Origin of the sequence: Virgibacillus aidingensis (assembly GCF_010994035.1) — a bacterium.
GTDB lineage: Bacteria > Bacillota > Bacilli > Bacillales > Amphibacillaceae > Virgibacillus_N.
Window position 1 is genome coordinate 29,289 of record NZ_WIXN01000011.1, and the last position, 24,904, is coordinate 54,192.

At 39.6% G+C, this 24,904-nt stretch carries 29 protein-coding genes and 1 pseudogene; 21 read left to right on the forward strand and 9 right to left on the reverse strand.

The genetic code is table 11. The features are described from left to right. The first annotated feature begins 41 nt into the window (after positions 1 to 41). The 3 genes and pseudogenes from GHD25_RS10865 to GHD25_RS10875 all read left to right on the forward strand — a co-directional run. Entirely contained in the window at positions 42 to 689 is a 648-nt protein-coding gene (locus GHD25_RS10865; RefSeq protein ID WP_052717178.1) for a hypothetical protein, read from the forward strand. Between the two features lie 110 nt (positions 690 to 799). Further along, on the forward strand, positions 800 to 1,246 hold the full coding sequence (locus tag GHD25_RS10870; protein WP_164216721.1) for a hypothetical protein: 447 nt from the start codon (positions 800 to 802) through the stop codon (positions 1,244 to 1,246). Positions 1,247 to 1,470: 224 nt separating this feature from the next. Further along, positions 1,471 to 1,859, forward strand: a pseudogene (locus tag GHD25_RS10875) (transposase family protein); the annotation flags it as partial. 382 nt (positions 1,860 to 2,241) lie between these two features. Here the strand turns inward: GHD25_RS10875 and rpsD are convergent. Both rpsD and GHD25_RS10885 read right to left on the reverse strand, forming a co-directional pair. Next, positions 2,242 to 2,844, reverse strand: coding sequence for a 30S ribosomal protein S4 (gene rpsD, locus GHD25_RS10880; protein ID WP_164216723.1), 603 nt, complete (start codon positions 2,842 to 2,844; stop codon positions 2,242 to 2,244). 710 nt (positions 2,845 to 3,554) lie between these two features. Beyond that, positions 3,555 to 4,037: a GAF domain-containing protein gene (locus tag GHD25_RS10885; protein ID WP_164216725.1), complete on the reverse strand. Its 483-nt coding sequence runs from the start codon at positions 4,035 to 4,037 to the stop codon at positions 3,555 to 3,557. 118 nt (positions 4,038 to 4,155) lie between these two features. Here GHD25_RS10885 and refZ point away from each other — a divergent pair, with 118 nt between their 5' ends. From refZ to GHD25_RS10910, 5 genes are all read left to right on the forward strand, one after another. Continuing rightward, entirely contained in the window at positions 4,156 to 4,782 is a 627-nt protein-coding gene (gene refZ / locus GHD25_RS10890; protein ID WP_164216727.1) for a forespore capture DNA-binding protein RefZ, read from the forward strand. A gap of 169 nt (positions 4,783 to 4,951) precedes the next feature. Further along, positions 4,952 to 6,646: a septation ring formation regulator EzrA gene (gene ezrA / locus GHD25_RS10895; RefSeq protein WP_164216729.1), complete on the forward strand. Its 1,695-nt coding sequence runs from the start codon at positions 4,952 to 4,954 to the stop codon at positions 6,644 to 6,646. 411 nt (positions 6,647 to 7,057) lie between these two features. Then, complete coding sequence (locus GHD25_RS10900; RefSeq protein WP_164216732.1) at positions 7,058 to 8,197, forward strand: cysteine desulfurase family protein; 1,140 nt, start codon at positions 7,058 to 7,060, stop codon at positions 8,195 to 8,197. Positions 8,198 to 8,203: 6 nt separating this feature from the next. Continuing rightward, entirely contained in the window at positions 8,204 to 9,406 is a 1,203-nt protein-coding gene (thiI, locus tag GHD25_RS10905; RefSeq protein ID WP_164216734.1) for a tRNA uracil 4-sulfurtransferase ThiI, read from the forward strand. 143 nt (positions 9,407 to 9,549) lie between these two features. After that, a complete protein-coding gene (locus tag GHD25_RS10910; protein WP_164216736.1) occupies positions 9,550 to 9,753 on the forward strand; it encodes an alpha/beta-type small acid-soluble spore protein in 204 nt (67 codons plus the stop codon). Positions 9,754 to 9,838: 85 nt separating this feature from the next. Here GHD25_RS10910 and GHD25_RS10915 read toward each other — a convergent pair whose 3' ends face one another. Further along, on the reverse strand, positions 9,839 to 10,642 hold the full coding sequence (locus GHD25_RS10915) for an NAD kinase (RefSeq protein WP_164216738.1): 804 nt from the start codon (positions 10,640 to 10,642) through the stop codon (positions 9,839 to 9,841). Between the two features lie 177 nt (positions 10,643 to 10,819). Here GHD25_RS10915 and GHD25_RS10920 point away from each other — a divergent pair, with 177 nt between their 5' ends. The 6 genes from GHD25_RS10920 (at position 10,820) to GHD25_RS10945 (ending at position 15,506) form a co-directional block, all read left to right on the forward strand. After that, positions 10,820 to 11,398, forward strand: coding sequence for a DUF2953 domain-containing protein (locus tag GHD25_RS10920; RefSeq protein ID WP_164216740.1), 579 nt, complete (start codon positions 10,820 to 10,822; stop codon positions 11,396 to 11,398). 30 nt (positions 11,399 to 11,428) lie between these two features. After that, entirely contained in the window at positions 11,429 to 11,875 is a 447-nt protein-coding gene (gene ytfJ, locus GHD25_RS10925) for a GerW family sporulation protein (RefSeq protein WP_164216742.1), read from the forward strand. A gap of 170 nt (positions 11,876 to 12,045) precedes the next feature. Beyond that, positions 12,046 to 12,546 (forward strand): thiol peroxidase, encoded by a 501-nt coding sequence (gene tpx / locus GHD25_RS10930; RefSeq protein ID WP_164216744.1) that lies wholly within the window; start codon positions 12,046 to 12,048, stop codon positions 12,544 to 12,546. A gap of 192 nt (positions 12,547 to 12,738) precedes the next feature. Continuing rightward, positions 12,739 to 13,734, forward strand: coding sequence for a class I SAM-dependent methyltransferase (locus GHD25_RS10935; protein WP_164216746.1), 996 nt, complete (start codon positions 12,739 to 12,741; stop codon positions 13,732 to 13,734). Positions 13,735 to 13,742: 8 nt separating this feature from the next. Continuing rightward, positions 13,743 to 14,927 carry an acetate kinase gene (locus GHD25_RS10940; RefSeq protein ID WP_462943648.1) on the forward strand — a complete coding sequence of 395 codons (1,185 nt, stop codon included), beginning with the start codon at positions 13,743 to 13,745 and terminating at the stop codon, positions 14,925 to 14,927. A 75-nt stretch (positions 14,928 to 15,002) separates the two neighbouring features. Continuing rightward, entirely contained in the window at positions 15,003 to 15,506 is a 504-nt protein-coding gene (locus tag GHD25_RS10945; protein WP_164216750.1) for a MogA/MoaB family molybdenum cofactor biosynthesis protein, read from the forward strand. Positions 15,507 to 15,682: 176 nt separating this feature from the next. Here the strand turns inward: GHD25_RS10945 and GHD25_RS10950 are convergent, their stop codons facing one another. Further along, a complete protein-coding gene (locus tag GHD25_RS10950) occupies positions 15,683 to 16,111 on the reverse strand; it encodes a universal stress protein (RefSeq protein WP_164216752.1) in 429 nt (142 codons plus the stop codon). Between the two features lie 83 nt (positions 16,112 to 16,194). Here GHD25_RS10950 and GHD25_RS10955 point away from each other — a divergent pair, with 83 nt between their 5' ends. Then, complete coding sequence (locus GHD25_RS10955) at positions 16,195 to 16,404, forward strand: hypothetical protein (protein ID WP_164216687.1); 210 nt, start codon at positions 16,195 to 16,197, stop codon at positions 16,402 to 16,404. An 83-nt stretch (positions 16,405 to 16,487) separates the two neighbouring features. On the opposite strand, the gene GHD25_RS10960 is transcribed toward GHD25_RS10955, so the two are convergent. After that, complete coding sequence (locus GHD25_RS10960; RefSeq protein WP_164216754.1) at positions 16,488 to 17,588, reverse strand: M24 family metallopeptidase; 1,101 nt, start codon at positions 17,586 to 17,588, stop codon at positions 16,488 to 16,490. A gap of 130 nt (positions 17,589 to 17,718) precedes the next feature. On the opposite strand from GHD25_RS10960, the gene GHD25_RS10965 reads away from it, so the two are divergent. The 5 genes from GHD25_RS10965 to GHD25_RS10985 all read left to right on the forward strand — a co-directional run bounded on the left by GHD25_RS10965 (position 17,719) and on the right by GHD25_RS10985 (position 21,848). After that, positions 17,719 to 18,390 carry a PspA/IM30 family protein gene (locus GHD25_RS10965; RefSeq protein ID WP_164216756.1) on the forward strand — a complete coding sequence of 224 codons (672 nt, stop codon included), beginning with the start codon at positions 17,719 to 17,721 and terminating at the stop codon, positions 18,388 to 18,390. Positions 18,391 to 18,471: 81 nt separating this feature from the next. Continuing rightward, the gene (locus tag GHD25_RS10970) at positions 18,472 to 19,152 is read left to right on the forward strand and encodes a metal-dependent hydrolase (RefSeq protein ID WP_164216758.1); all 681 of its coding nucleotides are present in this window, start codon (positions 18,472 to 18,474) and stop codon (positions 19,150 to 19,152) included. A 234-nt stretch (positions 19,153 to 19,386) separates the two neighbouring features. Next, entirely contained in the window at positions 19,387 to 20,139 is a 753-nt protein-coding gene (locus GHD25_RS10975; RefSeq protein ID WP_164216760.1) for a prepilin peptidase, read from the forward strand. A 102-nt stretch (positions 20,140 to 20,241) separates the two neighbouring features. Beyond that, complete coding sequence (locus GHD25_RS10980) at positions 20,242 to 20,469, forward strand: hypothetical protein (RefSeq protein ID WP_164216761.1); 228 nt, start codon at positions 20,242 to 20,244, stop codon at positions 20,467 to 20,469. A 71-nt stretch (positions 20,470 to 20,540) separates the two neighbouring features. Beyond that, positions 20,541 to 21,848 (forward strand): DRTGG domain-containing protein, encoded by a 1,308-nt coding sequence (locus GHD25_RS10985; RefSeq protein ID WP_164216763.1) that lies wholly within the window; start codon positions 20,541 to 20,543, stop codon positions 21,846 to 21,848. Positions 21,849 to 21,959: 111 nt separating this feature from the next. Here the strand turns inward: GHD25_RS10985 and GHD25_RS10990 are convergent, their stop codons facing one another. After that, positions 21,960 to 22,250, reverse strand: coding sequence for a YtpI family protein (locus GHD25_RS10990; protein ID WP_164216765.1), 291 nt, complete (start codon positions 22,248 to 22,250; stop codon positions 21,960 to 21,962). A 93-nt stretch (positions 22,251 to 22,343) separates the two neighbouring features. Between GHD25_RS10990 and GHD25_RS10995 the strand changes: the two genes are divergently transcribed. Further along, a complete protein-coding gene (locus GHD25_RS10995) occupies positions 22,344 to 23,282 on the forward strand; it encodes a DHH family phosphoesterase (protein ID WP_164216767.1) in 939 nt (312 codons plus the stop codon). A 365-nt stretch (positions 23,283 to 23,647) separates the two neighbouring features. On the opposite strand, the gene GHD25_RS11000 is transcribed toward GHD25_RS10995, so the two are convergent. The 3 genes from GHD25_RS11000 to ytrH all read right to left on the reverse strand — a co-directional run bounded on the left by GHD25_RS11000 (position 23,648) and on the right by ytrH (position 24,842). Beyond that, positions 23,648 to 23,848 carry a hypothetical protein gene (locus GHD25_RS11000; protein WP_240452313.1) on the reverse strand — a complete coding sequence of 67 codons (201 nt, stop codon included), beginning with the start codon at positions 23,846 to 23,848 and terminating at the stop codon, positions 23,648 to 23,650. Positions 23,849 to 24,006: 158 nt separating this feature from the next. Beyond that, positions 24,007 to 24,510 carry a sporulation membrane protein YtrI gene (ytrI, locus tag GHD25_RS11005; RefSeq protein ID WP_164216769.1) on the reverse strand — a complete coding sequence of 168 codons (504 nt, stop codon included), beginning with the start codon at positions 24,508 to 24,510 and terminating at the stop codon, positions 24,007 to 24,009. Continuing rightward, complete coding sequence (gene ytrH / locus GHD25_RS11010; protein WP_276207824.1) at positions 24,510 to 24,842, reverse strand: sporulation membrane protein YtrH; 333 nt, start codon at positions 24,840 to 24,842, stop codon at positions 24,510 to 24,512. The genes ytrI and ytrH overlap by 1 nt, the downstream gene beginning before the upstream one ends. Positions 24,843 to 24,904: the final 62 nt, after the last annotated feature.

Genomic DNA, 24,904 nt, shown 5'->3' on the forward strand with positions numbered 1-24,904 from the left:
GTTAAAAACAGGCTATTTTCTTGAATTAAAGGATTGATAAGATGATGGAAATGATGGACTTTTTGATGCAGTATAAATGGCTAATTGTGATTATCGCAGAAATTCTATTTTTAGTGTTTGCAGGGCTCTTTTTTATTATGAGGTACTGGTTTCGAAAGAACGCTGTCGGTTTTGCCTTTATTATATTATTAATTCTGAACGAATTATTCCTAGCATTTCTGGCCATTTATGATTATTTACAAACTGGAACGCTTGATTCGTTTCAGATTATTACAGCAATTTTCTATATTTATCTTATTTTTGAAGGAAAAAAGGATTTTAAACGATTAGACCACTATTTTAAAAAGAAAGTTGCAAGTTGGAAAGGGGAAACAGTTCCTGACTTACAAACAAGCGAGAGCGCTGTAGAGAAAAAGTATGGTCGAGCTCATGCAAAGGAAGAAAGAGAAGGTTGGTATATCCACCTTGTCATTTTTGTGATTGCCCAAATTGTCTTTTGGAACATTGACAACTTTACAGGTTGGCAAGATTTTAATCTTAATCAAATCGGGGAATTTTTCCAAATTTATGAGGATCCGAAGATTAACCAAGTAAATGCTGTCTGGGGTGTTATTTTATTTATCGATTTTATTTGGTCATTTTCTTACACCATTTGGCCAAAGAAGGAAAAGTCATCATCAAAAAAATAGAATAAGAAATGAACTTTGCAAATAAGTAATATATTATGTGAAGGAAGCTTTCCTGTGTTGTAGCGAAAGCTTCCTTCAAAGAAAGCATTTCTCAATTAACCTGGCTTTTAATGATACGCAATTTATTTAAACATTGTAGTGTTAATGATGTGCTACGAGAAAAAGGATACGTTGTCATTGATAACAGTGACTTAAAACCGTTTAAAAACTATAGTAGCCCTCTTTCAAACGACAATGACGTAAGTTTTTATACACTCGCTAAAAAATATATGGATGAGGACTATTTTGAACGATTCATAAATGGAGAAGGAACTGCAACGGAATCGGGGAAGTTTCTCATGCAGCTTAAAAATAATAAAGAAAAATATAGTAAAGAGATTATAGATGAGTTTGAAATAAACGAACAGCAAGTTGAAGAGCAAATTACAGCAGTAAAATCAATACTTGAATCATTTGTGTGGGAAAACGGACTCGTTACTGGAACAAGTGAAGAACAACCAAATTATTTGGATAAAATATTAAAGTGGAATAAAAACATGTTGAATTTATTTCTATAGGTATCCTTATTCCATTTGATGAATTAAAAGTGAAATTTATAATCAACACGTCTGGCCATATTGAATTGTTAAATAGAACCCCAGGTGGTATTAGTATGACCCCTTAATGCTTATAATAGGTCAGTTTGATTCTGAAGAAAAGATAAAGAACTTTATGTTGAATCGGGCGTGATTGTTGAAATCAATACTTGATCCCTTAATGCCAGTAGTAAAAGATGAACAATTTGTCAGACCTATTATTCCTACTAGACCTTAAAACAGTTGAACCCCCACAAGAAAATAAAACCGATATGATGTTTAAAGTGGAGGCAATCAAAACACTGAACGTTGTCCCGAATGCGGATTTGACAAATTGTACAAACACAGTTTACGAAAACAACTAATCATGGACTTGCCTATTCGTTTAAAGCGAGTGGGCTTACAAGTAAACCGTAGACGTTACAAGTGTCGTGAGTGTGGTTCCACATTTTGGGAATGCCTTATATCCATTGACGAAAAGCGTAATATGACTAAAAGGTTGGTAGACTCCATTGAAGAACAATCCATGTCTAAGACCTTTGTGGAAGTAGCCGAAAGCGTTGGTGTAGATGAAAAGCCCGTTAGAAACGTTTTTTAAGGATCACGTGGCATTCAGTGCTTTCAACAAAGCTATGTTATACGATACTTTCAATTGGGATGAAGTAACAGACCACTTTTAACAGGAAACTATGGTGTCGATTTTTTCACACTTATTAAGAAATTGGAAAAGGGAGACTTATAAGCCCTTTTCCACCACAAAATCCGAATACCCATTGTTTTTTTGAAATATATCCATTCCCCTACATACGCCTAAACTGATTAATATTAATCAGCCCCAAATTAGCCCCAAAATTAGCCCCAAATACGTTCATTTTCATGCTTTATCTTGCAATGCCAAGAAAAACAAAAAAGCCCCGAACCTTTGATATTTCAAGGGTTCTAAGGCTTTTAATGCTTCACTTTGCAAAGCGAAATTCCTAACGTGAGTAGAACTCAACAATAAGCGCTTCGTTAATTTCAGCCGGTAATTCAGCGCGTTCTGGGTAACGATTGTACGTACCTGTTTTACTGTTTTCATCAAATGTGATGTATTCAGGAACAAAATTGTTTACTTCAATGGCTTCCTCAATAATATCAAGCTTCTCGGATTTTTCGCGCACTCCGATTTCCTGTCCTGGCTTTACACGGTAAGACGGAATATCTACACGGTGTCCATCCACGGTAATATGGCCATGGTTTACAAGCTGACGGGCCTGAGGGCGTGTGCGCGCCAATCCCATGCGGTAAACAAGGTTATCCAAACGGGATTCAAGCAGAACCATGAAGTTTTCACCGTGGATCCCTTTCATTTTCCCTGCTGCATCAAACAGTGTACGGAATTGACGTTCATTCAATCCATACATAAAACGGAGCTTTTGCTTTTCCTGTTGCTGCAGTCCGTATTCTGTCATTTTCTTGCGTTGTGTTGGTCCATGCTGACCAGGAGCGTAAGGACGCTTATCCAGTTCCTTACCAGTTCCAGTTAATGAAATGCCAAGACGACGTGCTTTTTTCCATATCGGTCCAGTATAGCGTGCCATAAGACATTTCCTCCTTTTTATTTTATTTGCATAAAATAAAAGTGCGTGAGTTCCCACCTGTCCATTATGTTTTCATGTACCATCGCTCCAGCAGCTAAGAGTTACACGATACACCTCGGGAAATCCTTTTCCGCATCGAGGAACAAAATGGGTGCAAATAGAAATACACATAGGCTACTTTAATATTTTACACAACGAATAGTATATAACGTTTACAGCAGTAAGTCAACCAAAATTTTAAACTATAGTAAGCAAGTTCAAGTATGGGATAATAGTCCCGGGTATTGTATAATAGAAATAATGGTCTTTTTCATCAACCGGCTTCGTCATATATGTAATTATTTCAGAGTTGAAAGGTGATACATATAGAAGCGCTGCGTCAATTGCGCACACCATTAAATTTAATGTTATCACAGAGATCAGGATACATGTGACCGGATAAGGACAAGGATGATGGAAAAGTTAAAATCTACAGTTCATGCTTGCTGTACAGCATTCTATTTGTATGAACCTGGTTTTCCGGTGTATCCTCCCGGGATCATGCGAAAAAAGATTCTGCCTGCGATTTATTTATCAGGGCAGATAAATTATTGTATGAGGCAAAGCGCAGCGGCAGCCGTTAAAATATAGAGGATTATATAAAACTATCCCCTGTGTTCATTGCTGTAAATGAATATGGGGGATATGATTATACATTTGATGCTGATCCATTATGATAAGTGTTTCTCCAGCTCGCGGACAAATTTTTCAAGATAGATTTCATCTTCTTCATCAAAGCGGTCTTTAATGGGACTGTCAATGTCAAGCACGCCGTATACATTGCCGTCCTTTATAATGGGAACCACAATTTCGGATTGGCTTTTGGCATCACAGGCGATATGGTCGGGAAAAGCATGCACATCTGCTATGCGCTGTATTTTTCTTTCTTTTACCGCAGTGCCGCAAACCCCTTTGCCATAGGCGATTCGAATGCATGCAGGCAGTCCCTGAAAAGGGCCAAGCACCAATTCGTCCTCTTTCCAAATATAGAAGCCAACCCAGTTGATTTCAGTTAGAAATTGATTCAAGAGGGCGGATGCATTGGCAAGAATAGCGGTTGTATCTGTTTCATCCTCACTTAATGCTTTTAATTGACTGATGACCAATGCATAATCTTTTTCTTTTGAGCCTGAATAAACTGCAGTTTCGAACAATTACATCGTCTCCTTCTTAAAAAAATTTCCAATTTCGACAGTGCCAATTATTTTGTCGAGAAAAAATGCAGGATTATTTACTTGTTTGTCGTAATCTTGAGGTAGGGAGTTGAATAAAGTGAAAACAAATCCATCCAAACAAAAAGTAGTTGAAGCAGCATCCTCATTATTTTTCCAAAATGGCTTTCATGGCACCAGTGTACGGGATATTGCAGAGAAAGCTTCTGTCAATGTTTCCTTGATCAGCTATTATTTTAAAGGAAAACAGGGCTTATTGGAATATGCCGTAACCAATTACTATGAAGAATATCTGAAAGTAATGGAAGCAGAGCTGGAGAAATCAGAAAACTTGCCAGCACTGGACCGTCTGAAAACTTTAATTCAGATCATTATACAATATAAACAAAGCAATCATCAATTTTCTTGTTTCATCCACAGGGAATTGTCCCTGGATTCCGTTTTTGTAAGAGAAATGGCTGTTACTTATCTGGCAAAAGAAAATCATTATTTGAAGAATACATTTAATGATACTATACAGAACCGGAAAATGAATACCGATGAAAAGCATTATTTATTTATGCAGCTGAAAGGGATGCTGGTCACCCCGTATATTATGCATAATGAATGGAAAAATGACCGGGTTGGAGACTTTACCGGTGAAATATTTGTAAAAAAATATGTGAAAACCATCCACCAGTGGATTGAATTTATTGCTGAAAAGAAAGAAATCAATACTTTAGAATAAAAAATATCGTTTTCTCGATTTATTTGTATATTTTTAGCCAAAAATGCCTGTAACATGGTATTATAATTACTATACATCCAAGTAAGAATATCAAGTCTATTAGAGAAATTTATTTTTATATGAATATAAATAAATTACCCTCTGTTGGGAAGGTGTGGGGGAGCAGTATATGGCGTACATTATTGGAGTTATTTTACTTATTATTGCATTGATTATCACTGGATTAATTTTAAGGAAACGTGTGTATGATGTGGTGGACCGGTATGAAGCCTGGAAAATGGATATATTGGGAAGGAACATTGCAGGAGAGCTTTCCCGGATTAAAGAGCTGAATTTATCCGGAGAAACACAGGCTAAGTTTGAATCCTGGAAAGAACGCTGGGATCAGATTGTGACTAAAGAACTGCCTGACATTGAAGAGCACTTATTCGATGCAGAGGAAGCAGCGGACCGCTACAGATTTTCTAAAGCGAAAAAAACGTTAAATGAAACGGAAAAAGTGCTTGTATCCATTGAAGCAGATATTGAAAAAATATTGAAGGAAGTAGACGACCTGATGGAATCGGAAGAATCAGGAAGAAAAGAAGCAGAGGAAATAAACCCAGCAATCAAATCATTGCGAAAAAATCTTTCTCAGCAGCGTTATCAATACGGCAAGGCAGAAAGTTATTTTGACGAAAGAATTGACCTCCTGGAAGAGAAGCTCCTTGGGTATAATGATGAAATCAAATCAGGAAACTATTACCAGGCAAAACGGTTGATTGATGAACTGAGAGTAAATTTAACCGAGCTGGAAGAGCGAATGGAAGAATTTCCGGAGATCTACAAAAAATGCAAGCATGAGCTGCCTTCACAGCTGCATGATTTATTTGCAGGTTTAAAAGAGATGAAAGAAGATGGCTATCGTGTAGATCATCTGGCTTTTGAAAAAGAAATACGTACATATCAGGAAGGGCTTTCGGACAGTCTCGAGAAATTGGATAAAGGAGATGCCTCGCAGGCGAAGGAAATCATGCCTGAAATAGAAGAAAGGATTCAGGAAATGTATGGCCTCCTGGAGAAAGAGGCGCTGGCCAAAAATTATCTGGAAAACCAAATTCCGGGCTATAAAAAATCCATTCACAAAATAGATCAATCTTTTGACGATACAAGAGCGGAAGTTGAGGAACTGCAGAAAGCATACTATATCGAGGACAGTGATATGGAGCGATTTATTTCCCTTGATAAAGCGATTGCCAAGCTGAAAGCTGAATTGGAAGAGCTTGAAAATGATATGGGAGATAATGGTGTTTCTCATTCGGAGCTCCGGGAAAAAATTGAGCAAGGATTTTCTCAGGTGAAAGAATTGGAGCGTGCGCATGAAGGGTTTAAATTACGGATTCAAAATCTCAGAAAAGATGAGTTGGAAGCAAAAGCTAAATTAACGGAAATCCGCAATGAGCTTTATCATACACAGCGGAAATTAAAAAAAAGCAATGTGCCGGGAGTACCTAATTTTATTTGGGATTCATTGGAGAATGCGTCCTTTAAGAATGAGATGGTGCTTACTGCACTGGAAAAGCAGCCATTAGATATGAATGAGGTACAGCAGGCGCTGGGTGAAGCGGAAAATGCAGTGAAACATATGGTGGAACAGACAGATGTAATGCTTGATCAGGCGTATTTAACAGAACAGGTGATTCAGTATGCAAACCGGTACCGCAGCCAATATCCCCTGCTGGCTTCCAAATTAACTGAAGCCGAGCGTTTATTTCGCTCCTATGAATATGAATTATCACTGGAGCATGCGGCAAAAGCAGTGGAGGAAATTGAACCGGGTGCGTTAAAGCGCATAGAGGAATATCAAAAAGCTGCAATGAATTAAAATGGCAAAAAATAATGAGGCTGTCTTTTGAAGCCCGACCCAACCAAAGGGGGACGGCTCTTTGAGACAGCCTCTTTTCATGCTATAATGTGTGAATGCAAGCAGAAATATGTTTTTCACGTTAAGAAAAAATCGTGGCGGCCAAAAGTATGCCGCCGCCATTTATCATAAAACAGCTTATACGTAGGTGTATCGTCTTCATTACGATAGTATATTTTGTAATTTTTTCTGCAATGTTTATGCTGGGACAAGGAACGCTTTACCACAGCCCAAAATAATTGAATTAATGAGCGCTAAAATTTTTAAGTCTTAAGTATCGAAAGGATACAAAAAATAACGCATTTACTAAGAGATGATCAAATACGGGTTTTTATTAACACCAATGAAGCAACATTTTAAGGAGAACTAAATATGATTTATTTAGACAATAGTGCAACTACAAAAACGGATCCTGATGTTTTAAGGAGCTTTCAACAAGTATCCACTACTTTTTTTGCCAATCCGTCGTCTATTCATTCCTTGGGCGGACAGGTAGAAAAGCTGTATACGAAAGCAAGACAGCAGGCTGCAGAATTGCTTGGAGTAAATCAAAATGAAATTATTTTTACTGCCGGCGGTACAGAAGGAAACAATATGGCCATAAAAGGTGCTGCACTTGAACACCAAAATAGGGGGAGGCATATTATTACGACCGAGATAGAACACCCATCGGTCTATGAGGCCTGTAAGGGGCTGGAGAAGCTCGGCTTTGATATTACCTATTTACCAGTAAACGAACAGGGTAAAATCTCAGTTGATGAGCTGAAAAGCGCAATCGGGAAGGACACTATTCTGATCTCGGTCATACACGTTAATAACGAAATGGGAGCGATCCAGCCAATTAAAGAAATTGGCGATATTGCTGCAAAACATCCAAAGCTTCTTTTCCATGTGGATGATGTGCAGGGCCTTGGAAAAGTGCCGCTTGACCTGCGCCGCAACGGGGTTGATTTATGTACGTATTCCGGCCATAAAATTCATGGACTGAAAGGAACAGGAATCCTGTATGTAAACAAACGGACAAAGATATTCCCTTTATTTCATGGAGGTAACCAGGAGCGGGCACTTCGCTCGGGTACCGAAAATGTAGCCGGAGCCGTGGCGATGGTAAAGGCTCTTCGGCTGGTAAAGGAAAAAGAGAAAGCGGAAATTGACAGGCTATACAGTAATAGAAACTATTTACAAAAAGCATTAAAAAATATGGATGGTGTCATCGTTAATACACCTGAAGATGCGGCACCGCATATCATCAATTTTTCTGTTCCGGGGACAAAGCCTGAAGTCATAATCCACATGCTCGGTGAGAAGGATATATTCATATCAACCAAATCCGCCTGTTCCTCCAAAGAGAAAGATGAAAGTAGAATTCTGACTGCCTGCGGATTTAATAAAGATATTGCGATATCGGCACTCCGGGTCAGTCTGTCGTATGAAACAACAAAAGAAGAAATCAATGAATTTTTACAAGCTTTACAGAATGCAATTATTCAATTCAAACAGGTAATGGAGTAGATTATTATGCAATATGATCATATTTTAATTCGTTACGGCGAAATGGCCCTAAAGGGCAAGAATATAAAGAAGTTTATTTTACAGCTGCAGCAGAATATCCAGCAAAAATTAAAGGAATTCACCAATGTGAAGGTAAAAAGAACACAAGGGAGAATGTTTGTTATATTAAATGGGCATGATCCTGATCCGATCATAGAAAAATGCAGGCATATTTTTGGCATTCAGAGCCTAAGTCTTGCAATCAAAGTCGAAAATGATGCGGAAAAAATAAAAGAAGCAGCATTATACGCTTTGAAAGAAAGCAGTCATGTGCGTAAATTCAAAGTTACGGTGAAACGGATCAATAAAGACTTTCCTGTCCGCTCCCAGGAAATGAATCAGGTGCTTGGGAGACATTTACTAATTAATACAGATGATTTCACGGTTGATGTCCATCAACCTGATATGGAGATTAAAGTGGAAATAAGGCAGGAAGCAACTTATATAACTTCCGCCGTGATCCCGGGGTTTGGCGGATTGCCTGTAGGCACCTCTGGAAAATCTTTACTGCTGCTTTCCGGCGGGATTGACAGTCCTGTTGCAGGATTTCTGGCCATGAAGCGCGGTGTTCAGCTGGAAGCTATCCATTTTCATTCCCCTCCATTCACAAGTGAGCGGGCCAAACAAAAAGTACTTGATTTGTCAAAACAGCTGACAGCATTCGGAGGCTCTATAAAAGTTCATATCGTCCCATTTACGAAGCTGCAGCAGGAAATTTTCCGGGAAATACCTGACGGCTATGCTATGACAGTCATGCGCCGAATGATGCTGCGGATCAGTGAAATACTGTGTGAAAAAGAAGGTATTTTGTCAATGACTACCGGAGAAAATCTCGGCCAGGTGGCCAGCCAGACAATGGAAAGTATGAATGTCATTAATGCTGTGACAAATTATCCGATTCTCCGGCCGCTTATTGCGATGGACAAATCGGAAATTATAGATATTTCCAAACAAATTGGCACATATGAGACATCTATATTGCCTTACGAGGATTGCTGTACGATTTTTGTGCCGAAATCGCCAAAAACGAAGCCGAAACGGGATAAAGCAGCATACTTTGAATCAAAAAAAGATTTCAGCGGTCTGATTAATGAAGCGGTAGACGGCATAGAAACAATTAAGGTTTCCCCGGTCAAAAAATATGATGAAGCGTTTGATGATCTGCTGTAAAAGTGTAATGTAAAACTGGCTGTGTTGCGGAAATACGCTGCGTAAATTGGAAAAGCTTGTATTAACAACACTTTCCAATCAGATTTCGTGCATGTTTTTTTCTCTGACTACACAATCTAGGTGTACAAGGGAGGTGAACTAACATGGCAAATAATAATAATTCAAACCAATTAGTAGTCCCTGGTGTTCAGCAAGCTCTTGACCAAATGAAAACTGAAATTGCTCAGGAATTTGGTGTTCAATTAGGAGCTGACTCTACTTCTCGTGCTAACGGTTCCGTAGGCGGTGAAATCACGAAACGTCTTGTTCAAATGGCTGAACAGCAATTTGGCGGAACTCAGCAGTAAAATTAAATAAAATTGGCTAACCGAAAAAGGTGGGACGGTTCTTTGTTTCATAATGATGAAACAGTAGAACTGTCCCTTTGTTTTTTTATAAAAAAGTCCGTTTTACACGGTCCCAGAAGGAGTTGTTTTTGAGTTTAACTGTTTTAATTACGTCGTCGCTAAGTGTTACTGTTATATCTTTAATATTGCGAACGGAGTAGGCCTCATTATCTAACCCAATAATAGGATAATCATTTCCGTCCTGAACCACAGACAGCTTCAATTTTCTGTTTTTGTTTAATATGAAGGAGGAACCAAGGGTCCGGTACCGGTTGTTATTGATGGAAGCTAACTCGGAAACCTGAAAACACGGTATTTTTGGATCAATTACCGCTCCTTCAACAGATTTGTTGTATCCTGTACTCCCAGTTGGTGTCGCAACAATCAGGCCGTCTCCTCTAAAGGTTTCAAAATGCTCATCATCAATAATCACATCAATCACGATGGATTTAATAATCGATGAACGAACACTGACTTCGTTCAAAGATTTAAATTCAGAACCATCATTCACTGTGACTTTAATGACAGGAAAGCGTCGGACTTCCAATTCTTCATTTTGCATAATATGAAGCATCTCATTAAAGTTGTCCAAATTAAAATCACAATAATGGCCTGACTCATTGGCACGGGTAATCCCGGTATAAAGCGCGTCACTGCGAAAACCTGTTTTCCTGACAGCCTGCAGAAATGTCCCGTCTCCGCCGATGCTGACGATAATATTCGCATTTACTGCATCTTCTACAATGTGAAATTGATTATCTTCTGCTGCTTTATATAATGCTTCCATTTTATTTTTAAGTGTTTCATCATGTCTTGGATAATAAAAATACAAATTTCTGCGTGTTTGCATTGCGTTTACTCCTTCCAATTAAAAATTGCTATACTAATTATTTTATCACTATCTTCAATTATCGCCTAATGAATTCATAATTATAAGAGTAAAAACCGGCATTTTGTCACAAAATAAACAGTGCGGAGTCTGCCCTTTAATTCTGTTGATTCCGGCAGAAAGGAGTTGATCATAAAAATGGTATGGTTTCTCTCGGGAACGGCAGGATTGCTTATTTTGCTGCTTTTTTCACGTATCTATATTTCCATTTCCCTGTTGTATACCGGTCAAACAAAAAGTGTTGCTGTAAAGATTACTTTATTTCGATTTCGTTTGTTTAAAAAAACTTATCCTATTATACCGGAGAATATTAACTTTCCAGCCTCTGGTTTTGAGTTTGAAAGTTTTTCATCCAGATTGGAATCCCTGCTTGAGACGGCAAAACTAATGCAGCAGATGCTTGTGCTTATATTGAAAAAACTGAAGTTGCACCGGTTTTGCTGGGTGACAGAAGGCGGAACAGGTCATGCTGCATCGACCGGAGCAGCAGCAGGAGGACTCTGGTCCATGAAAGGTATGGCAGCGGGACTTCTCGGAAATTTCACCCATCTTAAATGCAAGCCAGACATCAGGATCATCCCTGATTATCAAAAAATGTACTTTCATTGTAAATTCGACTGTATGGTATCAATTCAAATAGCACAAGCTATACATATCATATGTAAAATCATCCGTTTGTTCTTTTCCATGAAATCGGAAAAAACAGCATCTGCATAATTTTAATTAACTATTCGGGAGGTAGCATCCATGCAAGAACATCCTATTCAAGGACTTATGACAACAACGATGGAAAACCTGAAAGATATTGTGGAAGTAAATACCATTATTGGAGATCCGGTTGAGTCCCCTGACGGCAGTGTCATTATTCCGGTTTCCAAGCTGGGATTTGGTTTTGCAGCCGGAGGCAGTGAATTTAAATCGGGCAGCCAGGGAAGTTCGGAAGACGAAGAACTTCCGTTTGGAGGGGGGAGCGGAGGCGGAGTTTCCATCACTCCTATTGCCTTTTTAATAGTAAGTGAAAAGGGAATTAAGATGGTGCATTTGGATCAGCAGACACATATTTACGAGAAGATGCTTGATTACGCTCCACAGGTTGTAGAAAAAATACAGCAAATGCTGAAGGAATCTTCTTCAAAAAAAGAAGTTAAACGGAAGCCGGAAAAAAAGGAAACTCCGACGCAGTATGATATTTAACTCAGTCACTGTGACCCTTATCCAAGTATACACTTGCCAAGAGGGTCCACCGGATAAATTTTTGCCGGGAGAAAACGGGTTATAACCATAAACCAAAATCCATTTGGGTGGACATGTACTGTAATAAAATCCATAATGAATAGAGATATTATTTTTGGGAGGGATATTTAGTGGCGAACATTACATTTCAAGGTAACCCGGTCACATTGCTCGGCAAGGATATCAATGTTGGTGATCAGGCTCCGGACTTTACTGCACTGTCAAATGATCTCGAGGAAGTTTCTTTAAGTGATTATAAAGGGAAGGTTAAGTTGATCAGTGTGGTGCCATCGGTGGATACTGGTGTTTGTTCCCTGCAGACACAGCGCTTTAATAATGAAGCAGGGAAAATTGGAAATGTCCAGGTAATAACAGTAAGCATGGATTTGCCATTTGCCCAAAAAAGATGGGTAGAAGAAAATAAAGTGGATAAACTGGATATACTGTCTGACCACCGAGATGCTGATTTTGGCGAAAAGTATGGCGTCCTGATTAAAGAATTGCGTTTATTGGCAAGGTCCATTTTTGTAGTGGATTCAAACGATAAGCTAACGTACAAGGAAGTTGTCAGCGAAGTTGGTAATCATCCTGATTATGATAAAGCATTGGAAGCAGCCGGTCAGGCAGAATAAAAATTTAATTAGTATTTCTATTGAAAACTCTCTCCCAACTAGCCTGGGAGGGGGTTTTCCTGTTTTTAGGGATGAAAAGTTCAGAAAATCTGCACAAAAGAAGTAAATTCTCCTCACGTGCCTTGCTTTATTTTGTAAGTTTCCGCGGGCTTTTGGTACAATAAACATGCTGAATGGATCGGAGGATGTATAATGGAAAAATCAAATGTGGAAACTTTATATGAGTGGCTGGATAATACGACAGCATCAATCGAAAATTATGTGAAAGCGCCGTATTTGGATTGTTTAACATACACATTGGAGATATTATTTTACAGGGAGGTACCGGAAGACTGGGATGACATCATTACCCACAAACTGAACACTGCTTTAAAGCAGATAGAACATGATGTATTGGATAAGGCGGATATTAGAAAAGCAGTTCAGCTTGCAATTTTAAAAGGGATGAAGGGGTCCACCCAGCAGCAGCATTTAATGACGCCGGAAACAGTCGCTTTGATCGTAGGTTATCTTGCAGAAAAGCTGACAGCCGAAAAAAAAGCATTGCGGATTTTTGATCCGGCAGGAGGAACAGGCAATCTCATTACAACTGTACTTGATCAATTGCCGCAGTCTGTAGAGGCATTTGCCAGTGAAGTGGATCCTACATTAATACAATTAGCTGTTTTAAATGCAAACTTACAAGAAAGGCAAATTGAATTTTTCCATCAGGACAGCCTGCAGCCATTTTTAATGGACCCGGTTGATCTCGTAATTGCAGACTTGCCTGTCGGCTATTATCCGGATAATGTCAGGGCCAGTAACTTTGAATTGAAAGCTGATGAAGGACATTCTTATGCCCACCATTTATTTATTGAACAAAGTATAAATTATACAAAGGAAGCGGGATATTTAATATTTGTTATTCCGGAATTCCTGTTTGACAGTGATCAATCCGACAAATTACACCGTTATCTTCGCGAACATGCCCACATTATTGGTGTTCTGAGACTGCCTGAGACAGCATTTACCACAAAGAAGAATATAAAAAGCATTTTGATCCTGCAGAAGAAAGGGAATAATACAATTGCACCTAAACAGCCTTTACTTGCACAGGTTCCTTCATTTAAAAATACGGATGCGATCAGCAATAGTTTAGGAAAGATCAATGAGTGGTTTCAGCGCTATAAGGAGGAGAAGACTGAGTGAATAAAATAATGGCAATCAACGCAGGAAGTTCGTCATTGAAGTTCCAATTAATCCTCATGCCGGAAGAAAAAGTAATAGCAAAAGGACTGGTTGAACGAATTGGCCTGAATGAGTCTGTTTTTACTTTGGAAGTAAATAATGAGAAGGATAAACAAGTGGGCGATATTCCGAATCATGAAATAGCAGTAAAAAAACTGTTGGAAGGCTTAAAAAGTTCCGGTGTCATTGAATCCCTTTACGAAATAGAGGCAGTTGGCCACAGGGTTGTTCATGGCGGAGAAAAATTCAGTGATTCAATAAAAATTACGGAAGAGGTAATGGAAACAATTGAAGAAGTCTCTGAACTGGCTCCATTGCATAACCCTGCAAACTTAACCGGAATCCGCGCCTTTCGCGACATGCTGCCCGATGTGCCGATGGTGGCCGTATTTGATACTGCATTTCACCAAACGATGCCTCCATCTTCCTATCTGTACAGTTTGCCATATTCCTACTATAAAGATTACGGCATAAGAAAATACGGATTCCACGGAACAAGCCACAAATACGTATCCCAGCGTGCCAGTGAATTATTGGGTTTGCCTTATAATAAACTTCGGCTCATTACCTGCCATCTCGGAAATGGCGCCAGCATAGCAGCTATTCAAGGAGGAAGATCTTTAGATACATCTATGGGTTTTACTCCGCTGGCAGGTGTTACAATGGGGACCAGATCCGGGAATATTGACCCTGCGCTTATTCCGTACATTATGGATAAAACGGGAAAAACAGCCGAAGAAGTGATGAATGTTTTGAACAAGGAAAGCGGTATGCTAGCCTTATCCGGTTATTCCAGTGACCTTCGTGATATAGAAGAACAAGCTGATTCAAATGAAAGGGCGAAGCTTGCGCTGGATGTATTTGCAGGCAGAATCCATAAATATATTGGTTCCTATGCGGCAAAAATGTCCGGTGTAGATGCTATTATTTTCACCGCAGGAGTCGGAGAAAACAGTGATGTTATTCGTTCTAAAGTATTAAATGGACTTGAGTTTATGGGAGTTTATTGGGACCCTGAATTAAATAAAGTGAGGGGAAAGGAACAGTTTATTAACTATCCGCATTCTCCCGTAAAAGTAATTGTTATTCCTACCAATGAGGAAGTTATGATTGCCAGAGATACGGTAAGGCTGGCAGAAGGGCAAAAAAAATAAAGGGAGTATTGGCCAAGAATCGGATAAGTTTCCAATTCCTGGCCAATTGTATTTTATAAAGAAGGGGGAAGAAACATGTCAGTAAAAGAGCATAAAAAAGGTACAGCATCTATCGGCTGTATGATATTAACCGTAAGTGATACGAGGACAAAAGAAAGTGATAAAAGCGGGGATTTGATGGAAAAGCTTTTAACTGAAGCCGGACATCTAATGGTTCAGCGGGAAATCGTGATGGATGAATCAGAAACAATTCAGCAGATAATCAAAGCGGCCAGTGAAAATCCGGATATAGATGCTATTATAACAAATGGCGGCACAGGCATTGCCGGCCGTGATGTAACAATTGAGGCGGTAAGAAACATGCTTGATAAAGAGATACCCGGGTTTGGTGAATTGTTCAGGATGTTGAGCTACCAAGAAGATATAGGCTCAGCTGCCATGCTGTCCCGAGCGATTGCCGGTGTATGTAATCGTACGGCCATATTTTCCACTCCGGGATCCTCGGGTGCCGTCAAGCTGGCCATGGATAAATTAATCTTACCGGAGATTACCCATGTTGTTCATGAGATAAAAAAATAGAGAGCATGCTCTACAACTGCTCATCATGGGGAAACGTTTGTATTGCTGTATAAGTCTGAGAAATAATGTAAAAGCTAATATGAAGCTTAGAAGGCGTTTTTTATTTACATAAAACTATATTCTATAGTGTATTTCCACTCCCAACAAAGGGACAGTGTGCCTGTCCCTTCGTCCCATTACCTGACGATGAGTACGTCACAGGCTGCGTATCTGGCGATGCTTTCGGAGACACTTCCGATTAAAAATCTTTCTACGGCGTTCATCCCTGTAGCCCCGCAGATGATTAAGTCTGCTTTAAAGTCTTCTGCAATGTCTTTTGCAATTTTTACTTTTGGAGAGCCATATTCAACTACACGAACCAAATCTGTTACACCAGCTGCCTTGGCGTTATCCACATAACTGTCCAAAAGCTCTTTGGCATACTCTTCTGCACGCTCAGCCAATGTGCGGTCATAGGCTTCTGCTGTTGCGAAAGTACGGGAATCCACCACATGCGTAAGTATTAATCTTGCATTATATTGCCGGGCGATGTCCAATGATTTTTTAAATGCTTTCTCGGATGCTTCTGAACCGTCAACAGCAACAATAATCTGATTGTATTTCATATTACATCTCTCCCTTCACTTATATTATATACCCTAACACTTTGTGAAACAATCACAATTTGCTGACATTGGTAAAATAATTCATGGAATTGTTACAGCATTATGGACAAAATAAAAACGGAGGTGATTTGATGGCAAAAAAGAAAAATAACAAGCGACCCCAACAGATTTTTGAGGATAACGAAGGAGTGGCTGCAGTACAGAATCAATTAAATGAAAGCTATCAAAGCGGTGTGATTGAAGAAATGCACAACAATAAAAACGTGCACACTTTTAATAACCAAAAAAATTAATATAAAGAAGCTTTCTCTGCAGGAGCTGCTGCAGAGAAAGCTTCTATTGCAATTCTCTGTGCTTTATATAGAGCGAAAAAATGCTACCCATCTATAATTTGCAGTTCTTTAGGATATTTTGTCAGCTGTTCAGGCCCTTTTTCCGTCGTAAACACCATATCTTCAATACGTACACCGCCTTGACCCGGAACATAAATACCAGGTTCAATGGTAAAGGACATGCCTGCTTCTATAGCAAGCGTATTATTGCCGTGCATGGATGGGTATTCATGCGTTTCTATCCCCAGGCCATGCCCGATTCGATGGTTAAAATATTCACCATAGCCGGCACGCTCAATATGATTTCTTGCTGTTTGATCCAGTTTGCCGACAGCATTGCCGATTTGTGCTGCTTCAATTGCTTTCTTCTCAGCAGCCAGCACGGTTTCATAAATGTTTCGTTGCTCATCTGAAATCGACTTATACGCTACGGTGCGGGTAATATCTGAACAATAGCCTTCAAAAACTACGCCGAGGTCAAATAATACCATATCACCCGGCTCAATTTTTTTCATTGTCGGTGTTCCGTGCGGGGAAGCTGTTTTTGCACCGGATAATGTCATCGTTTCAAAAGACATTTGCTGGATTCCCTGCTTTTTCAGTTCATATTCTATGTTGGCAATGATCTCCAGCTCGCTGACGCCTTCCCGAATACTTTTAACTCCTGTTTCTATTCCAAAGTCAGCCAATTCAGCTGCCTGTTTCAGCCTTGCATATTCCTCATCTGTTTTTATGACCCGGACAGAGGCAAGTAATTCCTGTACATCTGTAATAGCTGTACGGGGCAGAATCTCTTTTACCTTATAATAACGTTCCAACGTGAGATGATCATGCTCCAGGCCAATTACTTCCGGTTTTTCATCATCCCTGAGCAATTGATCCGACAGCAATTGCCATGGGTCCTCATGATCAAAGTAGCTGATGATGTCATAATCCCAGCCGGCACTTTTGGCATCTTCTTTTTCCAGGGCAGGCACGACCAGCAATGGATCACGTGATGGACTGATATAAATGCCAATGAGACGTTCATGCGGATCTGTAAGATGGTTGCTGACATAATAGAAATTTGCGGGTGAAGTAATAAACATGCTGTCCATATTACTTTCCTTCATTTTTCCAAGTAATTGATTAATTCGTTTTGCCATGAAATTCCCCCTATTTATGTAATAACGCTATTATAGCAAACATAAACAAATTTGTATTTTCGTGAAACTTTTTTTGGGGAATAATCGTACTAAAAGAATATAGGCATAAAAATAACGAGGAGGATTATAGATGTTTAAATTTTTTAATCGTATTAAGACCGTGGTAAGCTCAGAATGGAATGCCATGCTGGATAAAGCAGAAGATCCTGTGAAGATGCTGGAGCAGTTTATGCGTGATATGGAAAATGATATCCATGAAGCTGAACAAGCCGTTTCCAAACAAATTGCCAGTGAGAAAATGCTGAAGCGAAAAGCAAATGATGCTGAAGCCATGGTGAAAAAAAGACAAAAACAGGCTGAAGAAGCAATGGAAGCAGATAAAGAAGACCTCGCAAGAAAAGCACTGGAGAGCAAGCAGGAAAACCAGAAACAGGCGGAGCTGCTGCTTGAATCCTGGGAAAAGGCAAAACAGGATACGGACAGTATGAAGGATAAACTGAACGAGATGAAAAAAGAATATACCCAGATGAAAGCGAAAAAGGATTCTTTAAAAGCTCGTGCAGAAAGTGCCAAAACAAGAACAAAAATGAACCGCACCCTTTCGAATATAGGCAGTGACCGTTCCCGCCAAGGGTTTGAACGGATGGAAGAAAAAGTATTGCAATATGAAGCAGAAGCAGAAACCTCAGAAGACTTTTCCCATGCCTCCCGTTCTTTGGATCAGGAGATAGAAAACCTGAAAGACAGTCCGGTCGATAAAGAATTGGAAGCATTAAAAGAAAAAATGAACAAAAAAGCATAAAAAAATTGCTGAACGGGAAAGGGATTTGCAAGGGTATTAGAGAATATATACAGTAACATCTTTGTAAGGAGAGGATTATGAATGAGAGTATCATATCATGGACATTCCGTAGTAAAAGTGGCAACAAAATCCCACACCATTCTAATCGACCCGTTTATTTCAGGGAATGAAGCATGTGATTTGGATGCCGATACTGTAGATCCAGATGTCATTTTACTTACGCATGGCCACAATGATCATGTTGGTGATACAATCCCCATTGCAAAAAGAACAAATGCATTGATCGTTGCGTCACCAGAACTTGCCGATTTTTTTGGTACAAAGGGGTTAAACGCCCATCCTATGAATATTGGCGGCAAGCACGAATTTGATTTCGGCACAGTGAAATTTACCAAGGCTTTTCACAGTTCCTCTTTTACTGATGAAGATGGCACTGTAGTATACGGTGGTATGCCTTATGGAATTCTACTCACCATTGATGGAAAAACCATCTACCATGTTGGCGACACCGGATTATTTTCTGATCTGAAATTGATTGGTGATATGCATGACATTGATTTAGCTTTTGTTCCTATCGGTGATAATTTTACCATGGGACCGGAGGATGCACTTGTTGCAGCTGACTGGATCCAGGCTAAAACAGTGGTGCCGATTCATTACAATACATTTCCGGTAATAGAACAAGACCCTGAAGCTTTCGTAAACAAAGTAAAAACCGGAGAAGGAAAAGTAATGAAAATTGGAGACGAAATGGAACTTTAAGTTTAATCATACTCGTGGGTCCGGACGGCTCACGAGTTTATAACATATGGAGAACCCCCTTAATTTCCCCGCAAATTTATTTTTTTAACCTTTTTAACATGAGTAAATCAATGTGTATTACCCGGAGTAATTGGCTTAGGGTTACTACGTCTGTTTATTTTCTCCCATTTTTGCAAACCGAATATTTAAATTTCAATTATACCTTTCAAACAAGTATGCATAAGGAGGCAACAAATGACAGTTTTGTCCATCATGCTATTTTTTATATTGGGAGTGGTATTTGGCTCATTTTTTAATGTGGTTGGTTTACGGCTTCCTGAAAAACTTTCATTTACCAGTGATCGCTCCAGGTGTTCTCATTGCGGAAAACCGTTAACATTTATTGAAAATATACCTGTTTTTTCTTTTTTTATTCAGCATGGGAGGTGCAGAAACTGTAACGGGAAAATATCTTTTATTTACCCTTTGGTCGAATGTACTTCAGGAATATTATTTGCATGGAGTTTTCATTTGCTTGGATGGCAAACAGAATTAATTATTGCATTACTGTTGGTTTCCATGCTCATGATCATTCTTGTGTCTGATTTGAAATACATGGTTATCCCTGATAGTGTGCTGCTCTTTTTCCTTCCTTTATTTATCATATTGCGGATACTGGAACCCCTTGAACCATGGTGGTCATCATTGGCAGGTGCTTTAACAGGCTTTTTAACATTGGCATTGATTATAATCATCAGCAGGGGAGGTATGGGAGCAGGAGATATGAAGCTATTTGGTCTGCTGGGTATTGTGCTTGGAACGGAAAAGATCCTTATGACCTTTTTTCTTTCTGCATTGATTGGCACCATTGCCGGATCTCTACTATTAGCAGGAAAAACTGTTAACGGGAAACAGCCGGTTCCTTTTGGCCCTTTCATTGTTATTGCCTCTCTTGTTACATATTTTCACGGTGATGAACTCTTAAGCTGGTATTTTCATATATGGTGATGCCTGTTAAATAATTAATAAAAACCAATGTACTTCCCCGTCATGAAATCTTACCTGCACACATACCATATTAAAAAGTAAACAAAAGAGGTGGTAATTGCTATGCGGCAATACGCTATTTTAAGAATTCTGCTTGCCGGATTTTTTCTCTATTTTGCCTGGCCTGCCATTCCTTACGCCACCACGATGGTTGAACATATTTTTTGGGCGGCATGGCTGATGTTTTTTCTTCTTGTTGCAGGTGCCAACTTTGCAACACTTTTGCAAATGATAAAACCTCCGGTTATGGAACAAGAAGAGGTAAGGGAACGCCAGACAGCTGAGAATTGAGTTTCTCGTCCTCAAACTGTATAATTAAAATAATTGAATGTACTAGTACAGTTTAAGGTTGGTGTCGTCCAATGGCAACAAAGCATGAACAGATTATCCAGCATATTACATCCTTACCTGTCGGCCACAAAATCTCCGTAAGGCAAATTGCGAAACAGTTGCATGTAAGTGATGGAACAGCTTACCGGGCAATTAAAGAAGCGGAAAATCAGGGGCTTGTCAGTACGATTGAACGGGTAGGGACTATACGTATTGAACGGAAGAAAAGGGAGAACTTTGAACGACTGACTTTTGCGGAAGTGATTAATATTGTCGATGGACAAGTCCTTGGCGGCAGGGAAGGCCTGCATAAAACTTTAAATAAATTTGTTATCGGTGCCATGCAGCTGGATGCAATGATGCGCTATACAGAAGCAGATTCCCTGTTAATTGTGGGAAACCGTGTAAAGGCGCATGAACTGGCATTAAATGAAGGAGCAGCCGTATTAATTACCGGCGGGTTTGATACAGAGGATCATATTAAGGAAATTGCCGATGAAAAAAAGCTTCCGATCATTTCCACGAGCTATGATACGTTTACTGTGGCTGCCATGATTAATAGAGCAATTTATGATCAGCTTATTAAAAAAGAAATTGTATTTGTAGATGATATTTATACAACATATGATGATGCTTATTATTTGCATATGAAGGATTCGATTGAGCAGTTTTACGAGTTGAATGAAAAATCAACACACACCCGGTTTCCTGTTGTGGATGACAATAATCGGGTTGTCGGCATGGTTACTTCGAAGGATATTATCAGTAAGCCGAGTAATGTATTTATTGACAAAGTAATGAGTAAAAACCCGCAGACGGTGCAAACCAAAACATCTCTTGCTTCGGTAGCGAGAATGATGGTCTGGGAAGGGATTGAAGTAGTTCCGGTGGTCGATCAGTCTTCCCGGCTGAAGGGTATTATTTCCAGGCAGGATGTGCTAAAGGCGTTGCAGCAGCTTCAGCGGCAGCCGCAAATGGGAGAAACAATCGAGGATATTGTTGCGCAAAATCTGGATGAGACGGACGAAGATGAAACGATCTATGAAACAGAGGTTACCCCGCAAATGACAAACCATCTCGGAACATTGTCCAACGGGGTTTTCACGGCACTTATTACAGAGGCGAGCAACAGACTCTTAAGATATTATAAAAAGGGAGATCTCGTGGCAGAGAATTTAACAGTTTATTTTATTAAGCCTGTGCAAATTGAGAGTAAGATTAGGATAAAACCTACGCTGATGGAGGTTGGCCGCTTGTATGCCAAACTGGATGTAGAAGTATACCATGGAGACAACACGGTAGGAAAAGCATTAATTATGGCTCAATTAATTGACCGCTGATGCTGTCTGTTTCTTCCCGTAAATCCGGCTTATCTCAAAAACCTGGAATAAGCTTCCGTTGAACTCCTCCTATTGAAAATCCCCTGTTTCCATGAAACAGGGGGCAGGAAGCTATGCGTTTAATCTTTTCCATTCATTTCTGTAATGCTTTACTTGTTTGACGCTGTCATAAAGCATATAGCCCCCGAGTAATACGAGAACTATTCCGACGAATAATGAAAACTGCGTCAAATAGAATAAGTATTGATTTATACCGAAAAAAAACACCAGACTGCCAAGACAAAGTCGGGATTTAGCATTAAAATACGATTGAGTCAGTCCATCATTGCTTTTTAAAATCGCTACTTTATAATAAACATATAATACAATGCTTATAACGATAATAATTGGAAAAATAACCATGTAATCTCTCCTAAGTAGTAATTAAATACCATAATATATTGTACCATTTTCAAGGGAGAATGCCAGAGAGAAACATAGATAGGGGTAAAAAATATGAAGATGAAACAAATAATAGACACAATTAAAGCATATGATACCATTATTATTCACCGCCATGTACGGCCTGATCCGGATGCCCTCGGCTCTCAAGGAGGATTAAAGGAAATTATTAAAGAAACGTATCCTGATAAAAAAGTGTATGCAGTCGGGGAAGAAGATCCTGCCTTTACTTTTTTAATCCGTATGGATGAAATAGAGGATAAAGTTTACGAAAATGCATTGGTTATCGTTTGTGACACAGCAAATACCGGGAGAATCAGCGATAACCGCTATCAGCTGGGAGAAAGGCTTATTAAAATAGACCATCATCCGAATGTGGACGTATACGGGGATATTTATTTTATTGATACGGATGCAAGTTCTACCAGTGAAATAATCTACGAATTGTGCAAAGAGTCGGGCCTTCAAGTAAACGATGAAGCGGCAAGGCTGCTGTATGCAGGAATTGTCGGCGATACGGGAAGGTTTTTGTTTCCGAGCAGCACAAATAAAACATTTCTTTACGCGGCGGAACTGGTATCCTACCAATTTGACCGCACTGCTTTATATAATAATCTGTACCGGATAAAAGATAATGTTGCCCGGTTAAAAGGGTATATATTACAGTCCTTTAAATTAAACCCGAACGGTTCCTGTTCTGTCAGAATCACACAGGAAATTTTAGATGAATATGGTGTGGCCTCCCTGGAAACCGGTCAATTGGTCAGTGTTTTGGGAGACATTGATGGCATTCTTGCTCCTGTGTTTTTCATTGAGGAGGAAGATGCAATCCGGGTCCGTTTACGCTCCAAAGGCCCGGTTATTAATGAGATTGCAGAAAAATACAATGGCGGTGGCCATCCACTTGCTTCGGGCGCCACAATTTATTCGTGGGAGGAAGCGGATCGGCTTATGGGGGATATAGAAGAAGCTTGCCGGAAATACAGGAATTAAAAGAAATGTTTCAGCCGGTATTAGGGAACGTTATCGCAGCTAACTTAGGTTAAATTAAAAAGCAACAACCAGGGTGAAAACAAACTGAGTCAAAACGCTGAATAAGTACTGGAAAACGGGCAATCTACCATATTAGCTCAGGAAAACAGTACTTCCGGAATTCACTGAACGCCCGTTCCGTTGCTCCCCAATCGGGACTGCACTATATGCCTGTCCCACTGTAAAGATTTACTATCGTTGAGCGCTGGAGCCGGGCGTGGCTAAAAAACGTTGTGAGCTTATCCACTGCTTCTTATTTCTATAAATTCCTTAGCTACAAAAAAAGCGCTGATTCCCCAAGGAAATCGGCACTTATCAATTGAATGTCAGCTGCTTTTTTTGTCCTCCGTATTTGGCAGAGGGATAAACCAGCAGCCGGTTCTTGTTGTATCATAATGTACATGTAAATTTTCCCGTTCTATATCCCGTTTGATTAAACGGATAAGTTCATGTGATTCCGCATAGGCATTTCGCCCGGCTTTTAGCTGGCGGATTTTTTCATCCCGAATTCTTCTTTTATTCAACATATAAATCTCTCCTTTCATTTTACTACCGTATGCATATATATGAAAATTGACGCTTTCCCTAATTTATATTTTATAGGAAATGATGCTATTTGGCTATATACCGTGTGAAAGTTTCATTTATTGTTCACATTGATGTGTCAAGGTTTTGGCTGTAATACTTAATTAGTCATGGTTGCTTCCACCGTAATCCGGACAGTCTCCCAGATAGTCAATAGTTTTACTTCCAGTTTATAATGAAAGTCATCAATGATATAATCCTTATTTTTAATGGTGGACTCAAGGAGCATGTCACTTTGCCCGATAACGGAAAGATCCTGCCCGATAATATGATCTACTTCCTGTTTCACCATTTCCTCCAAATCATGAATGAGCAGCCGGTCCAGACCCAATTGCTCACTGTTGGCGATCGTTACCTCAATGGTTTCTACCCGCAATATTTTTTCTGAATTATCGCTGAGTTCTTCCATATCCTGAATCAATGCTTCATTCTGATTTTCCAAATCATTTATTTCCGCCTGGAAAGCCCGGTTCTGGGCAAGCATTTCTTCAAACATAGAGCCGTACATATAAAGAAATACACCGTAAGCGAGAATTCCGCCAATGAGCGTACCGGCAAAAAATCGCTGCCAGGTTGGTTTTTTGTAAAAGGGAGGAATATGCATCAGGACAAATCCTCCTGTATCAGCCATTCAATGCAGATCATGGCTGTTTTTACCCCACCCATCGCAGAGACAATCATCATTGCCTGTTTAAAAATATCCATAGTGGAGCCTTCAAAAATGCCCTTTTCAAAATTGGTGAATGCGTCAAATGTACCGCCGATCGCTGCTGCAATCGCCCATATTCTAAGTCTTTTCGCAATGCGTCCGATGGAGGATAATGTGCCATCCCCGGTGGCAAAATCACCAATACTGCCGATAATTGCTCCGCCGATTACAACCCCGAATGCAATAAAGTAACAATGAATGAAGGCTGCAAAAAAACGTTCTTCGATCATAAAGCACCCACTCCTTCTGAGGGCTATTCCATTTATTTTATGATTTCGTAAGACAAGTT